Annotated in this window: 14 protein-coding genes; 2 read left to right on the forward strand and 12 right to left on the reverse strand. The window is 59.7% G+C overall.

Translation table 11 applies throughout. From position 1 onward, the window contains the following. Positions 1–31 precede the first annotated feature (31 nt). A complete protein-coding gene (gene gbpA / locus ACSAMW_RS13305; RefSeq protein WP_500590701.1) occupies positions 32–1,486 on the reverse strand; it encodes an N-acetylglucosamine-binding protein GbpA in 1,455 nt (484 codons plus the stop codon). 233 nt (positions 1,487–1,719) lie between these two features. On the opposite strand from gbpA, the gene ACSAMW_RS13310 reads away from it, so the two are divergent. Then, the gene (locus ACSAMW_RS13310; protein ID WP_500590702.1) at positions 1,720–1,962 is read left to right on the forward strand and encodes an AbrB/MazE/SpoVT family DNA-binding domain-containing protein; all 243 of its coding nucleotides are present in this window, start codon (positions 1,720–1,722) and stop codon (positions 1,960–1,962) included. Beyond that, positions 1,962–2,300, forward strand: coding sequence for an endoribonuclease MazF (mazF, locus tag ACSAMW_RS13315; RefSeq protein WP_500590703.1), 339 nt, complete (start codon positions 1,962–1,964; stop codon positions 2,298–2,300). The genes ACSAMW_RS13310 and mazF overlap by 1 nt, the downstream gene beginning before the upstream one ends. 45 nt (positions 2,301–2,345) lie before the next feature. On the opposite strand, the gene hemE is transcribed toward mazF, so the two are convergent. The 11 genes from hemE to ACSAMW_RS13370 form a co-directional block, all read right to left on the reverse strand. Then, a complete protein-coding gene (gene hemE / locus ACSAMW_RS13320; protein ID WP_500590704.1) occupies positions 2,346–3,410 on the reverse strand; it encodes a uroporphyrinogen decarboxylase in 1,065 nt (354 codons plus the stop codon). Between the two features lie 98 nt (positions 3,411–3,508). Next, entirely contained in the window at positions 3,509–4,930 is a 1,422-nt protein-coding gene (locus ACSAMW_RS13325) for an FAD-dependent oxidoreductase (RefSeq protein WP_500590705.1), read from the reverse strand. 126 nt (positions 4,931–5,056) lie between these two features. Then, positions 5,057–9,505: a glutamate synthase large subunit gene (gene gltB, locus ACSAMW_RS13330; protein WP_500590706.1), complete on the reverse strand. Its 4,449-nt coding sequence runs from the start codon at positions 9,503–9,505 to the stop codon at positions 5,057–5,059. A gap of 363 nt (positions 9,506–9,868) precedes the next feature. Beyond that, entirely contained in the window at positions 9,869–11,458 is a 1,590-nt protein-coding gene (locus ACSAMW_RS13335) for an AAA family ATPase (RefSeq protein ID WP_168082999.1), read from the reverse strand. 10 nt (positions 11,459–11,468) lie between these two features. Beyond that, positions 11,469–12,572 (reverse strand): 3-dehydroquinate synthase, encoded by a 1,104-nt coding sequence (gene aroB, locus ACSAMW_RS13340; protein WP_500590707.1) that lies wholly within the window; start codon positions 12,570–12,572, stop codon positions 11,469–11,471. Between the two features lie 49 nt (positions 12,573–12,621). Next, positions 12,622–13,140: a shikimate kinase AroK gene (gene aroK, locus ACSAMW_RS13345; RefSeq protein ID WP_168083003.1), complete on the reverse strand. Its 519-nt coding sequence runs from the start codon at positions 13,138–13,140 to the stop codon at positions 12,622–12,624. Positions 13,141–13,144: 4 nt separating this feature from the next. Next, positions 13,145–15,247: a type IV pilus secretin PilQ gene (locus ACSAMW_RS13350; RefSeq protein WP_500590708.1), complete on the reverse strand. Its 2,103-nt coding sequence runs from the start codon at positions 15,245–15,247 to the stop codon at positions 13,145–13,147. A 34-nt stretch (positions 15,248–15,281) separates the two neighbouring features. Then, positions 15,282–15,809: a pilus assembly protein PilP gene (locus ACSAMW_RS13355; protein ID WP_168083007.1), complete on the reverse strand. Its 528-nt coding sequence runs from the start codon at positions 15,807–15,809 to the stop codon at positions 15,282–15,284. Then, a complete protein-coding gene (gene pilO, locus ACSAMW_RS13360) occupies positions 15,806–16,429 on the reverse strand; it encodes a type 4a pilus biogenesis protein PilO (RefSeq protein WP_500590709.1) in 624 nt (207 codons plus the stop codon). The genes ACSAMW_RS13355 and pilO overlap by 4 nt, the downstream gene beginning before the upstream one ends. Next, positions 16,426–16,992, reverse strand: a complete 567-nt coding sequence (locus ACSAMW_RS13365; RefSeq protein ID WP_500590710.1) for a PilN domain-containing protein — start codon at positions 16,990–16,992, stop codon at positions 16,426–16,428. The genes pilO and ACSAMW_RS13365 overlap by 4 nt, the downstream gene beginning before the upstream one ends. Further along, on the reverse strand, positions 16,992–18,056 hold the full coding sequence (locus ACSAMW_RS13370; RefSeq protein ID WP_500590711.1) for a pilus assembly protein PilM: 1,065 nt from the start codon (positions 18,054–18,056) through the stop codon (positions 16,992–16,994). Before ACSAMW_RS13370 ends, ACSAMW_RS13365 begins: the two co-directional genes overlap by 1 nt. Between the last annotated feature and the right edge of the window lies 1 nt (position 18,057).

Consider the following 18,057-nt stretch of genomic DNA (forward strand, 5'->3'; position numbering starts at 1 on the left):
CCTTGCGCCAAGGCAACACAGTCCAGCCTGATCAGCGAGCAATCCAGGCGTCTTCCCAATGGCTGCCTACACCAGGCTCATACTGGCTGGCGGTCGCGCTGTAGATGTTGCACCAGCCTTCGGCCGGGAACGGCTTGCACTCATATACCTGCTCGTTCTTCGGCTGCAGTACACGCGTGCCTGCCTTGTAGTTGCCCAGGCCGTTGGGGAACACGTTGTCGTAGTCAGCGGCCCCATCGCCGGTCAGCTGAACGGCTTCACTGACCTGCAGGTTCACGCGGCCATCCTCGCTGCTACCGATCACCGTGAGGCGGTAATCGCCTGGCATGCCGCGCACGCTCAGGCTGAGCGGGCTGTCACCCGGCTCTACCACCTGCCGTAGCGTACCTACAGGCTTGTGTTGGGTGTCATACACGCCGGCTTCGATATTCAGGCGCCGGTTGGTGCGAACAGTCAGGCTCAGTTCGGCCTGGCCTTTCACCAGTTCATAGGCAGGTTGCAGTTGCTCCAGAGACAGGCGCGCGCCCAGGTCTGGCTTGAGGTCGAAGCCCATCTGGTAGTTGGTGACGCCTGAATCGGCCTTGGCGTAGATACTGTTGGCGCCGCGTACCGGCTCGATGTTGCCGCTTTCATCGCGCATGCCGGCGCGTATCAACTGCTGGGTTGCGTTGATTTTCGTGGCTAGGTCGAAAGCCCAGTTGGCTGGCTGGCCCTGCTCAGCAGACGCAATGTCCAGCGTAACGCTGTGTTCGGGGCTTTCAGTGCCGCTACGGAAAGCACGGGCTGTCACGGTATCACCTGGCAGCAACACTTGAACGGCAGGAATGTTGGCCACGCCTTTCCAGCCGTCGATAGGGGCTGGGCCGGCTTCTGCGGTAATGTCCACATCCGCAACGTTATAGAAGGCCGCTGCGGTATCGCCCACGGTCCAGATCCCGTACACCACATGGTAGCCAGTACGGTCTGCAGGCAAGGTGCATGCGTGCTTGTTCTTGAGCGGGCCGCTGCCACCAGCGGCACCTTCGATAGGCACTTGGTTACCCGTATCGAAGCTGCAGAAAGGCTCTGCATCCAGCGCCGCGCGGGTAAGGGGCTCGTTCGGGTTCCAGCCCTGACGGGTGATGTAGTATTCGAACTTCGTGGCCGGGTGTGCCGCAGTAAATTGCCAGTCGAACGTCACGTCGCGTTCAGCCAGTTCGGTCTTGGTCCAGCGCCCTGCGGACTGGACATCAAGCGAACTTCCCAGCGACTTACCGCCGCTGGCCAGTTGGCCATCGGCCGGGCCGAGAGCAGGAAAGCCCTTGTCGGTCTCACCGACGCTTTGCGGCTCGTACTGGGCAGCCCCGCAATTGGCGTTCAGCCCTTGCTGGCAAAGCGCTGCACGGGAAGGTGGGTACGACAAATAGCCATGGGCGGCTGCCTGCCCTGCGACAATGGCGGCGCATACCCCCAGTGCCAGCTGGTGCGGCTTGAAAAATCCTTTCATCTGATAAGTCCTCTAACGGTCACGATGCCTTCGGGTTGAGATACTTCACCGAAGGCTGCGTACGCTAAAGGCTTACGCGCCGAACTTCTTTGGGGCTTAATCTGAAACAATCTTATCGCCTACCTGTAAGGCTAAAGAGGGGAGGACCCCACTTGATTTGGCGCCTTCAGGTTGATGCCGAGCCAAGGATTGTTATCGTATCTTCATTGTTGATACGCATTGGGGGGCGTCGTATGCACGTACTTATTAAAAAGTGGGGAAACAGCCCATCTGTCCGCATTCCAGCTGCGGTAATGAAGCTTGCGAAGCTATCGCTTGATACGCTGGTGGGCGTTCGTGCTGAAGGAGGCCGAGTCGTTATCGAGCCGGTATACCCCAGTGAGATTGATCTGGATTCACTGGTTGCAGGTATTACCTCGGATAACATGCATTCCGAGGCTGACTTTGGCAAAGCCGTTGGCAAGGAAACGTTTTAATGGTTCGCCGTTATATCCCGGATTCCGGGGATATTGTGTGGCTCTACTCTGCCCCTCAGGCCAACAATGAACAAGCAGGCCATCGCCCAGCCCTTGTATTAAGCCCGTCAAATTACAATGGCAAAACCGGCTTGATGCTGTATTGCCCAATGACAACACAGCTCAAGGGGTATCCGTTTGAAGTTGAAATCAGCGGTGAGCGTGCAGGTGCAGTGCTTGCAGATCAAGTCAAGAGCCTGGATTGGCGAGCGCACAGGGCCGAATTCAAGGGCAAGGTCTTACCAGCTGAACTCAGTGCCGTGCGCATTCGCGCTATCGCCCTGATTGGAAAGCCTTAGAGGCCCACGTGTTCAGGCTGGCACAGCACCGTTTCAAAATGCTTATCAGCCGTGATAACCCGCCGACAGCTCGTGCACCGCTTCGATAAAGGCGCCGGCATGGGCCGGGTCCACTTCCGGGGTAATGCCGTGGCCCAGGTTAAACACATGGCCGGTACCGTGCCCGTAGCTGGCCAGAATACGACCCACCTCGGCCCGAATAGCCGCTGGTTTGGCGTAGAGCACGCTGGGGTCCATGTTGCCTTGCAGCGCCACCTTGTCACCCACGCGACGGCGGGCGTCGCCGATGTCGCAGGTCCAGTCCAAGCCCAGGGCGTCTGCACCCGCATCGGCAATGGATTCCAGCCACAGGCCACCGTTCTTGGTGAACAGAATGACCGGCACCTTGCGGCCGTCATGCTCGCGAATCAGGCCGCTTACGATCTGCTTCATGTAGGCCAGGGAGAACGTCTGATAGGCAGCTGACGACAGGTTGCCCCCCCAGGTATCGAAAATCTGCACCGCCTGGGCACCGGCAAGGATCTGCCCATTCAGGTACGCCGTTACAGACTGCGCGAGCTTGTCCAACAGCTTGTGCATGGCCTGAGGTTGGTCGTACACCATGGCTTTGGTCTTGCGGAAGTCCTTGGACGAGCCGCCTTCAACCATGTAAGTGGCCAGCGTCCACGGGCTACCGGAAAAACCGATCAGGGGAACGCTGCCATTGAGGGCGTGGCGGATGGTACTCACAGCATCCATCACATAGCCCAGGTCTTTTTGGGCATCAGGCATTGGCAACGCGTCGATGTCTGCTTCGGTGTTGATTACCTTGCGAAAACGCGGCCCCTCGCCGGTTTCGAAATACAGGCCCTGGCCCATGGCATCGGGAATGGTGAGGATGTCCGAGAACAGGATGGCAGCATCCAGTGGGTAGCGCTCCAGGGGCTGCAGGGTGACTTCGCAAGCAAACGCCGGGTTCTTGCACAGGCTCATGAAGTCACCTGCCTTGGCGCGGCTGGCGCGGTATTCGGGCAGGTAGCGGCCGGCCTGGCGCATCATCCACACCGGGGTCACGTCTACCGGTTGCTTGAGCAAGGCGCGCAGGAAGCGGTCGTTTTTCAAAGGAGTCATGAGGGTATCCGGAAAAAAAGTATCGGTATTTTCTCAGACACCAACATAAAAGGCACGGCATGGCGCCGTGCCTTTTATTTATTGCCCCCATTACCCTTTCAGAGTTGCAGGTAATCCATGATGCCTTCAGCCGCCGTGCGGCCTTCGAAAATGGCCGTAACCACTAGGTCCGAGCCGCGTACCATGTCTCCACCTGCGAAGACCTTGGGGTTGCTGGTCTGGTGCCGGAACTGGCCACCGGCTTCAGGGGCAACCACACGGCCCTGGCTGTCCAGCTGGATGGTATGCTGGCCGAACCAGGTGGCCGGGCTGGGGCGGAAGCCAAACGCGATCACCACGGCATCGGCCGGCAGAATCTCTTCCGAACCAGGAATCGGCTCTGGGCTGCGACGGCCGCGTGCATCGGGTTCACCCAAACGCGTCTCCACCACCTTCACGCCTTCTACCCTGTCTTCGCCCACAATGGCGATAGGTTGCCGGTTATAGAGGAAGCGTACGCCCTCTTCCTTGGCGTTTTTCACCTCACGGCGAGAGCCTGGCATGTTGGCCTCGTCACGGCGGTAGGCGCAGGTCACGGTTTTGGCGCCCTGGCGAATGGAGGTACGGTTGCAATCCATCGCCGTGTCGCCACCACCGAGCACCACCACGCGCTTGCCCTTCATGTCCACGAAGTCTTCCGGCGCCTTTTCAAAGCCCAGGTTACGGTTCACGTTGGCAATCAGGAAGTCCAGCGCATCGTGTACGCCTGGCAGGTCTTCGCCGGGGAACCCACCTTTCATGTAGGTGTAGGTGCCCATGCCCATGAATACGGCATCGTACTCAGTGAGCAACTGCTCCATGGTGATGTCCTTACCTACCTCGGTATTAAGGCGGAACTCAATGCCCATACCGGTGAAGATCTCCCGGCGATTGCTGAGCACGGACTTTTCAAGCTTGAACTCAGGGATGCCGAAGGTCAGCAGGCCGCCGATTTCCGGGTTGCGATCAAATACCACGGGCGTTACGCCGCCACGTACCAGTACATCAGCGCAGCCCAGGCCAGCAGGCCCGGCGCCAATGATTGCCACGCGCTTGCCTGTCGGCTTGACCTTGGACATGTCTGGGCGCCAGCCCATGGCAAAGGCCGTGTCGGCAATGTATTTCTCCACCGACCCGATGGTGACCGCGCCGAAGCCGTCATTGAGCGTACAGGCGCCTTCGCACAGGCGGTCCTGTGGGCACACGCGGCCGCACACTTCGGGCAGGGTATTGGTTTGGTGGGCAAGCTCGGCCGCAGCCAGGATATTGCCCTCCGACACCAGTTTGAGCCAATTGGGAATGAAGTTGTGCACAGGGCACTTCCATTCGCAATAGGGGTTGCCGCAGCCCAGGCAACGGTGAGCCTGCTCACCAGCCTGTTGTGGCTTGAGGGGTTCGTAGATTTCCACGAACGCCTTCTTGCGCTGGCGCAGCAGCTTTTTCTTCGGGTCCTTGCGGCCCACATCGATGAACTGGAAGTCGTTACTCAAACGTTCTGACATATAGGCGCCTCACGGCGCAGCTTCAAGCGGCAAGCTTCAAGCTGCAAGCAAAAATTCGGTGTTCGGGAGAGCGCGCCTCAAGCTTGCAGCTTGTAACTTGCCGCTTGAGGCTCGCCCGCCAGGGCATTATTGAGGGCTGGCAATGGTGCTGGACAATAGCGACTTCAAGCTCGCGGCCTTTGGCTTCACCAGCCAGAAGCGGCGCAGGTAGTCATCCAGGTTTTCCCAAAGGTTGCGGCCCCACTCGCTATCGGTTTCTGCCACGTACTCGGCCAGCACTCCTTCCAGGTGGCTGCGGTAGGCTTCCATCGCCTCGCCGCTGATACGCTGGATTTCCACCAGCTCGTGGTTCACCCGGTCTACGAAGGTATTGTCCTGATCCAGCACGTAGGCGAAGCCGCCGGTCATGCCCGAGCCAAAGTTGTAACCGGTTCGGCCCAGCACGCAGACGAAGCCCCCCGTCATGTATTCACAGCAATGGTCGCCCGTGCCTTCTACTACCGTGTGGGCGCCGGAGTTGCGAACGGCAAACCGCTCACCAGCGGTGCCGGCTGCGAAGAGCTTGCCTCCGGTAGCACCATACAGGCAGGTATTGCCAATGATGGCGCTGTCCTGGGTCTTGAACGGGCTACCCTTGGGCGGCACGATCACCAGTTTGCCACCTGTCATCCCCTTGCCTACATAGTCGTTGGCGTCGCCTTCAAGGTACATGTTCAGGCCACCGGCATTCCACACGCCAAAGCTTTGCCCCGCCGTGCCTTGGAAGCGGAAGGTCACCGGCGCATCGGCCATGCCTTGGTTGCCATAACGCTTGGCAATTTCGCCTGATACACGTGCGCCGATGGAGCGGTCGCAGTTGCACAGGTCCATGGCATAGTCGCCGCCCGTGCGCGCTTCGATACCGGCGAGCGACAGCGCGACCATTTTTTCCGCCACCAGCCCCTTGTCGAACGGGGGGTTGCGTTCGGCTTCGCAGAACTGCGGCTTGTTGGCCGGTACATGGTCACTGCCCAGCAGCGGGGTAAGGTCGAGGTGGTTCTGCTTGGCGCTTTCGCCAGCCAATACGTCTAGCAGGTCAGTGCGGCCAATCAGCTCGCCCAGGCTGCGTACACCCAGCCGTGCCAACCACTCGCGGGTTTCTTCGGCCACGAAGGTGAAGAAATTCACCACCATGTCCACCGTGCCGATGTAGTGGTCCTTGCGCAGCTTTTCGTTCTGCGTGGCTACCCCGGTAGCGCAGTTGTTCAAATGGCAGATACGCAGGTACTTGCAACCCAGGGCGATCATGGGCGCCGTGCCAAAGCCAAAGCTTTCTGCGCCTAGAATGGCAGCCTTGATCACGTCCAGGCCTGTTTTAAGGCCGCCGTCAGTCTGTACCCGAACCTTGCCGCGCAGGTCGTTCCCGCGCAGGGTCTGGTGGGTTTCGGCCAAGCCCAGCTCCCACGGGCTGCCTGCGTACTTGATGGAGGTAAGCGGTGAAGCTCCGGTACCGCCGTCATAGCCGGAGATAGTGATCAGGTCGGCGTAGGCCTTGGCCACGCCAGCAGCAATGGTCCCCACCCCGGCTTCCGAGACCAGCTTGACCGACACCAGGGCCGACGGGTTGACCTGCTTGAGGTCAAAAATCAGCTGGGACAAATCTTCGATGGAATAGATGTCGTGGTGCGGCGGCGGTGAAATCAAGGTAACACCAGGCACGGCATAACGCAGCTTGGCGATCAGGCCATTGACCTTGCCACCAGGCAACTGCCCGCCTTCACCCGGCTTGGCCCCCTGGGCCACCTTTATCTGCAATACCTCGGCGTTCACCAGGTATTCAGGCGTCACACCAAAGCGGCCGGTAGCCACCTGCTTGATCTTAGAGCTACGTACGGTGCCGTAGCGGGCCGGGTCTTCACCGCCCTCGCCGGAGTTGGAGCGTGCGCCCAGGCGGTTCATGGCCTCGGCCAATGCCTCATGGGCCTCTGGTGACAAGGCGCCCAGGGAAATACCCGCAGAGTCGAAGCGCTTGAGAATAGCTTCCAGAGGCTCGATGTCGCTCAGTGGCAACGGTTGTTCAGCTTCGCGGACCTTGAGCAGGTCGCGCAGCATCGAGACCGGACGCTTGTCCACCAGCGCCGTGTACTCCCTGAACTTGGCGTAATCGCCCTGCTGCACGGCAGCCTGAAGCGAGTTCACAACGTCCGGGTTGTAGGCATGGTACTCACCGCCATACACGAACTTGAGCAGGCCACCTTGCTGGATTGCCTTGCGCGGGCTCCAGGCCTCGGCAGCCAAGGCTTTCTGCTCTGCTTCAAGGTCAATGAAACGAGCCCCCTTGAGGCGGCTGGCCACGCCACGGAAACACAGTTCGGTCACCTCGTCCGCCAGGCCGATCGCTTCGAACAGCTGCGCACCCCGGTAGGAGGTGACTGTGGAAATCCCCATCTTGGAGAGGATTTTCAGCAAGCCTTTGGTAATACCCTTGCGGTAGTTCTTGAACACCTCGAACAGATCGCCTAGCACTTCCCCGGTGCGAATCAGGTCACCGAGCACTTCGTATGCCAGGAAGGGATAGATCGCCGAAGCACCAAAGCCTATCAGTACCGCGAAATGGTGGGGGTCACGCGCTGTAGCCGTTTCCACCAGGATGTTGCTGTCACAACGCAGGCCTTTTTCTACCAGCCGGTGGTGCACCGCACCTACGGCCATGGCCGCATGAGCAGGCAACCTGCCTTGGGCGATGGCCCGGTCGCTGAGCACGATCTGGGTCTTGCCTCCGCGCACCGCTTCCTCGGCCTGGTCCGCGATGTTACGAATGGCAGCTTCCAGGCCCAGATGCTCATCGTAATTAAGGTCGATCAGCTGGCGGTCGAAACCTTCGCGGTCCAGGTTCATCAGCGCACGCCACTTGGCAGGCGAGATCACCGGCGAGCTGAGAATCACCCGGGAGGCATGCTCCGGCGACTCCTGGAAAATGTTGCGCTCTGCGCCCAGGCAGATTTCCAACGACATCACGATAGCTTCACGCAAGGGATCGATCGGCGGGTTGGTCACCTGCGCGAACTGCTGGCGGAAGTAGTCGTAAGGGGTGCGTACCCGCTGGGACAGCACCGCCATAGGCGTGTCGTCGCCCATGGAGCCTACTGCTTCGTACCCCTGCTCACCCAATGGGCGCATGACCTGGTCACGCTCCTCGAAGGTGACCTGGTACATCTTCATGTATTGCTTCAGGCGGTCCGTGTCGTAGAAATCCGAACCATGGTCATGGTCGTCCATCTTGGCCTGGATACGCAACGCATGGCGGCGCAACCACTGCTTGTACGGGTGGCGCGACTTGAGCCGGTCATCAATGGCATCGGTATCGAGGATCTGCCCGGTTTCGGTATCCACGGCAAAGATCTGGCCTGGCCCTACACGGCCTTTGGCAATCACATCTTCGGGCCTGTAGTTCCACACGCCAATTTCAGACGCCAGGGTGATGTAACCGTTACGGGTCGTGACCCAGCGCGCAGGCCGCAGGCCATTGCGGTCCAGCAGGCAGACGGCGTGGCGCCCTTCGGTCATGACCACGCCAGCCGGGCCGTCCCAGGGCTCCATGTGCATGGAGTTGTATTCGTAGAAGGCACGCAGGTCCGGGTCCATGGTTTCGACGTTCTGCCAGGCTGGTGGAATCAGCATGCGCACACCGCGGAACAAGTCGATGCCACCAGTGACCATCAGCTCAAGCATGTTGTCCATGCTGGAGGAGTCCGAGCCCACCCGGTTGACCAATGGGCCTAGCTCATCCAGGTCTGGAATCAAGTCATTGGCAAACTTTGTGCGCCGGGCCTGGGCCCAGTTACGGTTGCCGGTAATGGTGTTGATTTCACCGTTATGGGCCAGGAACCGGAAAGGCTGTGCCAATGGCCACTTAGGCAAGGTATTGGTAGAGAAGCGCTGGTGGAACACGCAGATCGCGGTTTGCAGCCGTTCATCGCTCAGGTCTGGAAAGAAGGCCGCCAGGTCGGCGGGCATCATCAGGCCTTTGTAGATGATCGTTTTCTGCGAAAAACTGCAGATGTAATGGTCTGTGTCCTCGGCATTGGATACCGAAGAGCGGCGCCGTGCGCTGAACAGCTTGATCGCAAAGGCTTGGTCGGTCAGGCCTTCCCCGCCCACGAACACCTGCTCGATCTTCGGCAGTCGTTCCAGGGCCAGTTGGCCCAGTACCGACGTATTGACCGGCACTTGGCGCCAGCCAATGAGCTGCAAGCCAGCGGCGAGGATTTCACGATTCATGTTCTCCCGGGCAGCGTCGGCGCGGGCGTCGTCCTGATTAAGGAACACCATGCCCACGGCATACTGCCGTGGCAGTTCGGCGCCAAAGTGCTCCTTGGCAATGGCCCGCAGGAACAGGTCAGGTTTCTGCATCAACAAGCCGCAGCCATCGCCTGTTTTGCCATCGGCGTTGATACCGCCGCGATGGGTCATGCAGGTCAGGGCCTCAATGGCCGTTTGCAACAGGTTGTGGCTAGCCTCGCCGGTCATGTGGGCAATGAGGCCGAAACCGCAGTTGTCCTTGAATTCTTCGGGATTATACAGACCTGTTTTCATAGACACGTTCTCACCAGGCTTGCCGCTCAAAGGGGCAAATGCTCTTTAATTCCAACCGCTTACCTTCTACGCCGAACGAGCGTCAGCTTTGCAGAGGCAAAAGGGCAATCATTGTACACAGCAGGGCTGTGTGCCACAAATTTGATGACGAACCAATGTATTTTGATGTCGCCATTCTGAAGGAAATTAACTGCCTTTATGATGTAGCAGGGCAGCCTGAGTCAATGGATTATTGGCTTCGCATCAGAGGGCTTGTGGCCGGCGGGCACTTTGAAGGGCACGAAGCCCACGGCGGGGTGCGCAGTGGGCTTTGAGTTGACTCGGGGACGTCAGGAGAGCGGCGCGGATGGCGCCGCTGGGCCTTCAGCGGGCTGAAGCAAGCTCTTGTTGGACGCTGGCGACAGTTCTAGGCCAAGGTTTACCAGCCTGAACCTTCGCTGGCAAGTTCTTGATGGCATCAACCGCTGCAGAGCGGTTACTAAAACTGCCATACGTAACCACGTACAGTGGCTTGCCTTGCAGTGTTTTCTTGAAGTAGCGGTATTCGCCGCCCTGCTCACGCACGTAAGACTGGGCAGCGCTTTCGGAACTGGTGCCGAATATCTGTACGACATAGTTACCAGGCGACTGCGCGGTATACCAGCTGGCGCCCAGGTCTTTGGCGACTGGTTTTTCGACAGCCTTCTCAACAGGCGGCTTAACGGGTGCAGGCTTGGCCATGGCCAGTTGCTGTGCCGGTTTGGGGGCCGGAGCCGGTTTTGCCGCTACGGCGGGCTCTACTGGCTTGGCTGGCGGCGTGGCAGGCACGGGCACAGGCGTGGTGGCCGGGCCTGGTGTAGCACCCGCAGGCGGTGCGCTGGTAGTGACCATAGGTGGTTGATCAGACCCTGTATCTTCTACAGGCGGTGCGTCGTCGTCTTCAGCCCCTGCTGCAGAGGCCAAAGGCTCACGCATTACAGGCTGACCGTTGAGCGGCAGGGGTTTGGAGTTGCCAGCGAACTCGATGGCAGGGTTGCCGTCCTGGTTAGGTTGCGCACTGCCAGGCTGACCTTGGCCCAAAGGTAACTGGGCCTGCTCGGCGCCGGGCGTTGGCGCCTTGTTATGGCCCGATAGCAAGCCTGCGGCGGCGACGACAATCACCACTACAGCAGAAAGGGCCAGCAGGTATTTCTTAGGCATTTTTAGTCCTATGGAGGGTCGCTTACCCGCGGAGCGACTGGCGATCATTGCCTCGATCAGCGAATCCCGCGCGGCCTGGTTGATAGGCCCAGGCCACCCGGCAGAGGATTCGTGAATGTCCGCGATCTGCTCGTTGCTGAACAATGCAATACCTTTACCAGCACCTTCCAGGCGCTGTGCCAGGTATTCACGTGTTTCTTCCAGAGTGTAAGGCTGAAGCTCGATGACGTGGTAACGCTCGGGGCCAGCATCCAGCTGCTCCAGCACCGGTACTACCGACGGCTCGCCGAACAGAAATACGTGCGGGCGCCCTTCAGGCACGCCACCTGCCAGCTCCAGCAGGGCTTCGAGCCCGGATTCGTCGAGTTGTTCCGCATCGTCCACCAGCAGGTAAACTTCCTGCCCAGTGAGGCCCAGCTGCACAACGCGGTTGAGGATGCTGTCTACCTCCGCTTCGCCCGTGGCCGTACCCTGTGCAATCTGGCTCAATACGCCTGCTGCACTGCCGGCGCCGCGTGCTGAGATCACAACGCTGACAACCGACTGTTTGTTGGTACTGGCAACCAGGGCCTGGCGCAGCAGGGTCTTCCCGCTCCCATGTGGGCCGGTTACCACCAGCATCAACTGGCTGTAACGCGCCAGGTGGTGCAGTTGGCCAAGTACCGGCTTGCGCTGGGCAGGAAAGAACTTGAAACCAGGCACCCTTGCAGCGAAGGGGTCGTGTTCCAACTGGTAGTGACCGAGGAAGGCCTCATCGGCATGCAAACTTGTCATCGAACTCTCGTTAACCTCGAAGCTGAGCCACAATAGCGCTGTAATCCGCCGTCAGCGTGGCCTTGAGTATCTCGGGGGCATAGTCATCCGTCACAACGGCCTCGCCCAATTGACGCAGCAGCACCAGACGCATACGCCCATCAAGCACTTTCTTGTCTACAGCCATGTGGCGAAGGAAATCGTCGGCGCTCATTTCAACCGGCGGCACCACGGGCAAGCCAGCACGCACCAGCAAGCGAATGCCACGGTCGCGGGCCGCGGCATCGATCCAGCCCAGACGCATGGACATCTCAAGCGCCATGGCCGTGCCTGCCGCCACTGCCTCCCCGTGAAGCCACACACCATAACCCATCTGGGTCTCGATAGCGTGGCCGAACGTATGGCCGAGATTCAGGGTAGCGCGAACACCGGACTCTCGCTCATCGGCATTCACCACCACTGCTTTGGCAGCACATGAGCGGCTGATGGCTTCGGTCAGTGCCGTTTGGTCCACAGCCACCAGCGCGGCCATGTTTTCTTCCAGCCAGGCCAGAAACGGCAGGTCGTGAATCAGCCCGTACTTGATGACTTCCGCCAACCCTGCGGACAGCTCCCGTGGCGGCAGTGTGCGTAAGGTGGCCGTATCGATCACAACGGCCTGTGGCTGGTAGAACGCGCCGACCATGTTCTTGCCCAACGGGTGGTTGATGCCGGTCTTGCCGCCCACCGAAGAGTCCACCTGGGAGAGCAACGTCGTGGGTACCTGGATGAAGTCCACCCCACGCTGATAGCACGCGGCGGCAAAACCGGCCATGTCGCCAACCACTCCCCCGCCCAAGGCGATAACCGTGGTACGACGGTCATGGCGTGCCCCCAACAGCGCATCGAAAATCTGCTGCAACGTTTCCCAGTTCTTGTGGGCTTCGCCATCAGGCAGCACAACCGGAAGCACCGAACAGCCTTCCAGCGCTTTGCTCAACTGCTCCAGATACAGCGGCGCGACCGTTTCGTTGGTGACAATCGCCACCTGCCGCCCAGCCAAGTAGGGCAGGAATAGTTCGGGAGTGCTCAGCAGGTGCTCGCCGATGTGAATCGGATAGCTACGCTCAGCCAGTTCAACCTTGAGTGTGTGCATTGTTTTGCAAATCCAGGCGTTGGGCCGCTCATCCAGTGGGCCGAAAATATCACCGAGGCGGCAGGTGCCTCAGGCGGTCGAGAATATCCATTACTACCATCCGGGGAGGCCGCTCATCGGTTTCGACCACCACGTCAGCGATCTCCCGGTACAGCGGGTCGCGAACCTCCAACAGGGCTCGCAGCGTCGCTTCGGGGTTGGCGGTACGCAACAGCGGCCGGTTCCGGTCGCGCGCGGTGCGCCCTACCTGCTGCTCTACGGAAGCGTGAAGATACACCACCCTGCCGCCAGTGCGCAGGATGCGCCTGTTGGCGTCTCGCATCACAGCGCCTCCGCCCGTGGCCAACACCACACCGTCATGGCCGCATAGTTCGGCCAGCATGGCATGTTCCCGTTCACGAAAGCCGGCCTCACCCTCCTGATCGAAGATCCAGGGGATGTTGGCACCACAGCGTGTCTCGATTTCCTTGTCGGAATCCCGGAAGGGCAAGCGCAGTTCTTTGGCCAGCAAACGGCCGATGGTGCTTTTCCCTGCGCCCATCGGCCCAACGAGTATCAGATTTCGCACAGCATCAATGACTCACAGCAATCGCCTGGTTATTCATGATACGCGGAGTCAGGAACACCAACAGCTCGGATTTGGATTCCGAGACCACGTCTCGGCGGAATAGTCGGCCAACATACGGTACATCGCCGAGAAATGGCACCTTATCCGTGGTTTTGGTCTGGTTGTTGGAGAACACACCGCCGATCACGATGGTTTCGCCGTCATTGACCAGCACCTTGGCGTTCACTTCGTTCTTGTCGATCGGTGGAACACCCAGCACTTGCCGGAGGTAGTCCGGAGCATCCTTGGTCACCTTCACTTCCATGATGATACGGTTATCAGGCGTGATCTGGGGCGTGACCTCAAGCGACAGGGCGGCTTCCTTGAAGGAAACGGTCGTCGCCCCGCTGGAGCTGGATTCCTGATAAGGGATTTCCTGGCCCTTGAGGATCTTGGCCGTTTCCTTGTCTGAGGTGACCACCTTGGGTTGTGATACCACCTCGCCGTTGCCGGTGCTTTCCATGGCGCTGAGTTCCAGATCGATCAGCGTGTTGCTGGTCACAAAGCCCAGGCCAATGCCGGAGGTGGCGTCGGTAACCCCCATGTCGACGAAGGGCACATTGGTACCAACGTCGCTACCGGTGTTGCCGGCCTCATCGCCATTGTTGTCCAGGCCATAGATGGTCGTATTACCGTGGCCTCTGGATGTACCGCCCCAGCGCACACCCAAGGCCTTGTCATACCCTACGTTGGCCTCCACGATGCGGGCCTCGATCATCACCTGGCGAACAGGAATGTCCAGCTGCGCCACAATGCGCCGCAGCTCATCGAGGCTGTCCTGGGTCTGGTAGGCGATGATGCTGTTGGTACGGTCATCGACCGTGATGGAACCGCGTACATCTGCATTGTCCTTGGCGCCTGTGACGGACTGGAACAGCTTGGCAATGTCAGCGGCCTTGGCATAGTTCACTTGGATAAGGTCGCGCCGCAGGGGAGCCAGCTCCTGCAACTGCTTCTGGGACTCCAGTTCCTGGCGCTCGCGGGCGGCGATTTCGTCAGCGGGCGCTACCAGCAACACATTGCCGATCTTTCGTTTATCCAGGCCCTTGGTTTTCAGCACAAGGTCCAGCGCCTGATCCCATGGCACGTTTTGCAGGCGCAGGGTAATGCCGCCCTGAACGGTATCGCTGGCCACCAGGTTGAGGTTGGTGAAGTCAGCAATAAGCTGCAGCACCGAGCGCACGTCGATGTCCTGGAAATTGAGCGAAAGCTTTTCGCCGGTGTAAACGTTCCGGTCGGCATTGCGCCGTTGCAGGTCTTCGTTGGTCAACGGGCGAACACTGAGCGTAAGCTTGTTCTCGGCCTGGTAGGCGGAGTAATCGAAGGCGCCGGAAGGCTCGATGGTCACCGTGGCGTTACCGCCGGCTACCGTGGAACTCACGTATTGCACCGGGGTAGCGAAATCCTTCACGTCCAGGCGAAGGCGCAGCGGGTCGGGCAAGGCAGTATTGGCGAAGGTAACGATGATCTTCCCGCCTTGCTCCTTGATATCAGGGCTGATGCCTTGATCGCTCAGGTCAATGACCACATTGCCCTCGCCCAATGACCCCCGTTGGAAATCCACGCTGCGAATGGCCTTGCCAACGGGCGCAGGCGTAGATGACCGGGAGGTACTTGCAGGGGTAGCAGCCGGGCGAGCAGCAGTGGCCGCTACAGGTGCTGCGGGCCGGGAAGCCTGTACGGCATTGGCGCCCTGGCCAATCAATACGAATACGTTGTTGCCTTCGGCACGCGTGCTGTAAGGCACCAGCGTCGCCAGGTTGACGATCAGCCGGGTACGGTCCTTGGCCTCGATCAGTGACAGGGTTCGCGCATTCCCTACCCCTAGGTCACGGCTTCGGTTGGCAACAGCCGTTACAACACCGGGGAAATCCAGCGCGATACGGGCAGGGTCCTCGGTGGTATAGCCGCGCGGCAAGGTCACCGGGCTGTCGAAGGACAGCTTCAGTTCCACGCGGTCCCCCGGCAAGGCGGCCACGTCGAGCGTCTTGAGGGTGGCCGCCAGCAGGGCCGGAGATGCCAGCAACGCGACCAGCGCGAGGCCAAAGGCGGAGAAAATCCTGTTCATTGTTTGGTTCCACTGAGCTTGCTTGACCGACCTGTCAGGAAGGTTCCTTGAGCAGAATGGCACGTGGCCGTTCAAGCCACCCCCCTTCGCCGTCTGGAACCAGCTCCATGACATCGACTTCTGTGTCGCTGATGGCAGTTATCTTGCCGTCGTTCTGGCCAAGGTAGTCACCCACCTTGACCCTGTGGACCCCCCCACCGCCTTTCATCAGGGCGAATTTGCCTGAAGCGTTGGCCAGAATCCCCACCATTTCGAAATCCTCGATATTGAAGCCTTCGAGGAACTGCTTCACGCGGTTCGGATCCGGGTGTACGTTGCGCGAGCCTTTCTGTTTCTCGGCCTGCTCCACCCTGACCGGAGGCTGGAACGGGCTACGCATGTTCGAGGCCTGGTACGTGAAGGCCTGGTATGTCTGGAACCTGGGGATGGGTTCGATAGTGCCTTTGGGCTTTTCGTTGACCTCCTTGATGAACGCGTCGATATCAGTGTGATCGTTAGCGCCGTCGCACCCTGAAAGCGCCAGCAGTGCCACTGTCAGCCCTGCAGTGAACCAGGCCCTCATTGAGGCAGCCCTTTGTCGTTATAGCGATAGGTCTTGGCAAGGATCTGCATGCGCAATTGCGAGGTACTCCCTTCCTCGGCCGGTTTTACATCAAAGTCGTGCAGCGTCACGATTCGCGGCAGGCTGGCCACGCCACTTACGAAGGTCGCCAGGTCATGGTAGCTGCCTGTCACCGTGATCTGTATCGGCAGCTCAATATAGAACTGCTGCGCTGTTTCAGGCAGCAGCTTGATTTCCTCGAACTCCAGGCCTGCACCCAGGCCCGTACGCGTGATGTCTTCCAGCAGGCCCGGAACCTCGGTGTCACTGGGCAACTGCCTCAGCATGGCACCGAACGACGTTTCCATTTCCTGCATCTGCACTTTATAGGCATCCAGGTTGGCCGCCTGGAAGGCCTTGGTCGAATACTGCGACCGCAGGGCCTGTTCCTGCAGCACCTGGCTGTCCAGCTCCGTTTCCAGGTCCTCGATATGAAAATAATAGCCCAGCCCCAGCAACAGCAACCCGAGCAATACCGCCGCGATGCCTTTTACCGGCGCCGGCCAGGACCCTACGTTGTTGATGTCCAGCTCGCTCAGCTCGACCTTGCGCAGGCTGTCCAGCCATCCAGAGAGGTTCATTTATCGTCCTCCTCCACCGTTGGCGCGGTCTGCCGAACGGACAGCTGGAACAGGTTGGTCTGGTCGGTCTCAGCATCGGTCTTGGCCTTGACCTCGGTAAGGCTGGGGGCCTCCAACCAAGGCGAGGCGTCCAGGTTGCGCATCAGGTCCGATACCCGATTGTTGGATTCAGCAGCCCCGGCAATGTCGATCTGCTTGCCGTTCATTTTCACGTCGGTGAAATACACGCCGTCGGGCAATGTGCGCACCAGTTGGTCGAATACGCGGCCAATGATGGGGCGATTGCCCTGCAGGTCCTGGATGATGCGCATGCGGGCGAGCAATTGCTTGCGCCGGGTTTTGAGTTCGCTGATTTCCTTGATGCGCTGGTCGAGCTTGGCGTTTTCGCTCTGCAGGTAGTTGTTGCGCGCAGTCTGGCGGTCAATCTGCCCCTTGATGTACTGGTCCGTCAGAAAGACTATCCCACCACACAGCAGCACAACCGCCGCCAGCAGTATCAGGAATTGTTTCTTGCGCTCTTCGCGCTGCTGATCACGCCAAGGCAACAGGTTGATGCGTGCCATCAGTCAAAGCTCCTCAGCGCCAACCCGCAGGCGATCATCAACGCAGGCGCGTCGCTGGCCAACGCACCGGCATTGACCTTGCTGTTGAGTGCCATGTCCGCAAAGGGGTTGGCCACCAATGTAGGCGTGCCTATGCGCTGCTGGATCAGTTGATCCAGGCCTGCCAGCGAGGCGGTGCCCCCGGCGAGCATGATGTAGTCCACCTGGTTGAACTGCCCTGCCGCGAAGAAGAACTGCAAGGAGCGAGACACTTGCTGCACCACCGCTTCGCGGAAGGGCTGCAGCACCTCGGCCACGTAATCGTCCGGCAAGCCGCCCTGCTTCTTGGCCAACCCCGCTTCTTCCATGCTCAGGCCATAACGGCGCTGGATTTCCTCGGTCAGCTGGCGCCCTCCGAACAACTGCTCGCGGGTATAGATGATGCGGCCGTTATGAATCACGCTAAGGGTAGTCATGGTGGCACCTACGTCCACGATCGCAACGGTCAGCGGCTGATCGCCATTGCCTAGCTGCGGCGACAGCAACCCGAACGCCCGCTCCAAGGCGTAGGCTTCCACATCCAGTACCCGGGCATTGAGGCCCGCCACAGCCAGGGCAGCTTCGCGAACTTCCACGTTCTCCTTGCGGCAGGCTGCCAGCAGCACCTCGACTCGCTCAGGGTTGCGCGCAGAAGGGCCTTGGACTTCGAAATCGATGGCGACTTCTTCAAGGGGATAGGGGATGTACTGGTCTGCCTCAAGCTTGAGCTGGTTCTCCATTTCGTCGTCGGTCATGCCCGCATCCATTTCGATGGACTTGGTAATGACAGCCGAGCCGGAAACTGCCAGGGCCACACCACGCGTGGCTGTACGGGCCTTTACCAGTACACGCATCAGGGCATTGCCCACACCTTCGAGTTCGGCGATGTTCTTTTCTACAACGGCGTTGGCAGGCAGGGGCTCAACGGCATATGACTCCACCTTCAACCGGTCACCTACCCTGCTCAGCTCCAGCAGCTTGACCGAGGTGGAACTGATGTCGATCCCCAGAAGCGAGTTCGCTTTCTTGCTGAAAAGTCCTAGCACT

This window comes from Pseudomonas sp. AB39(2026) (assembly GCF_059831485.1).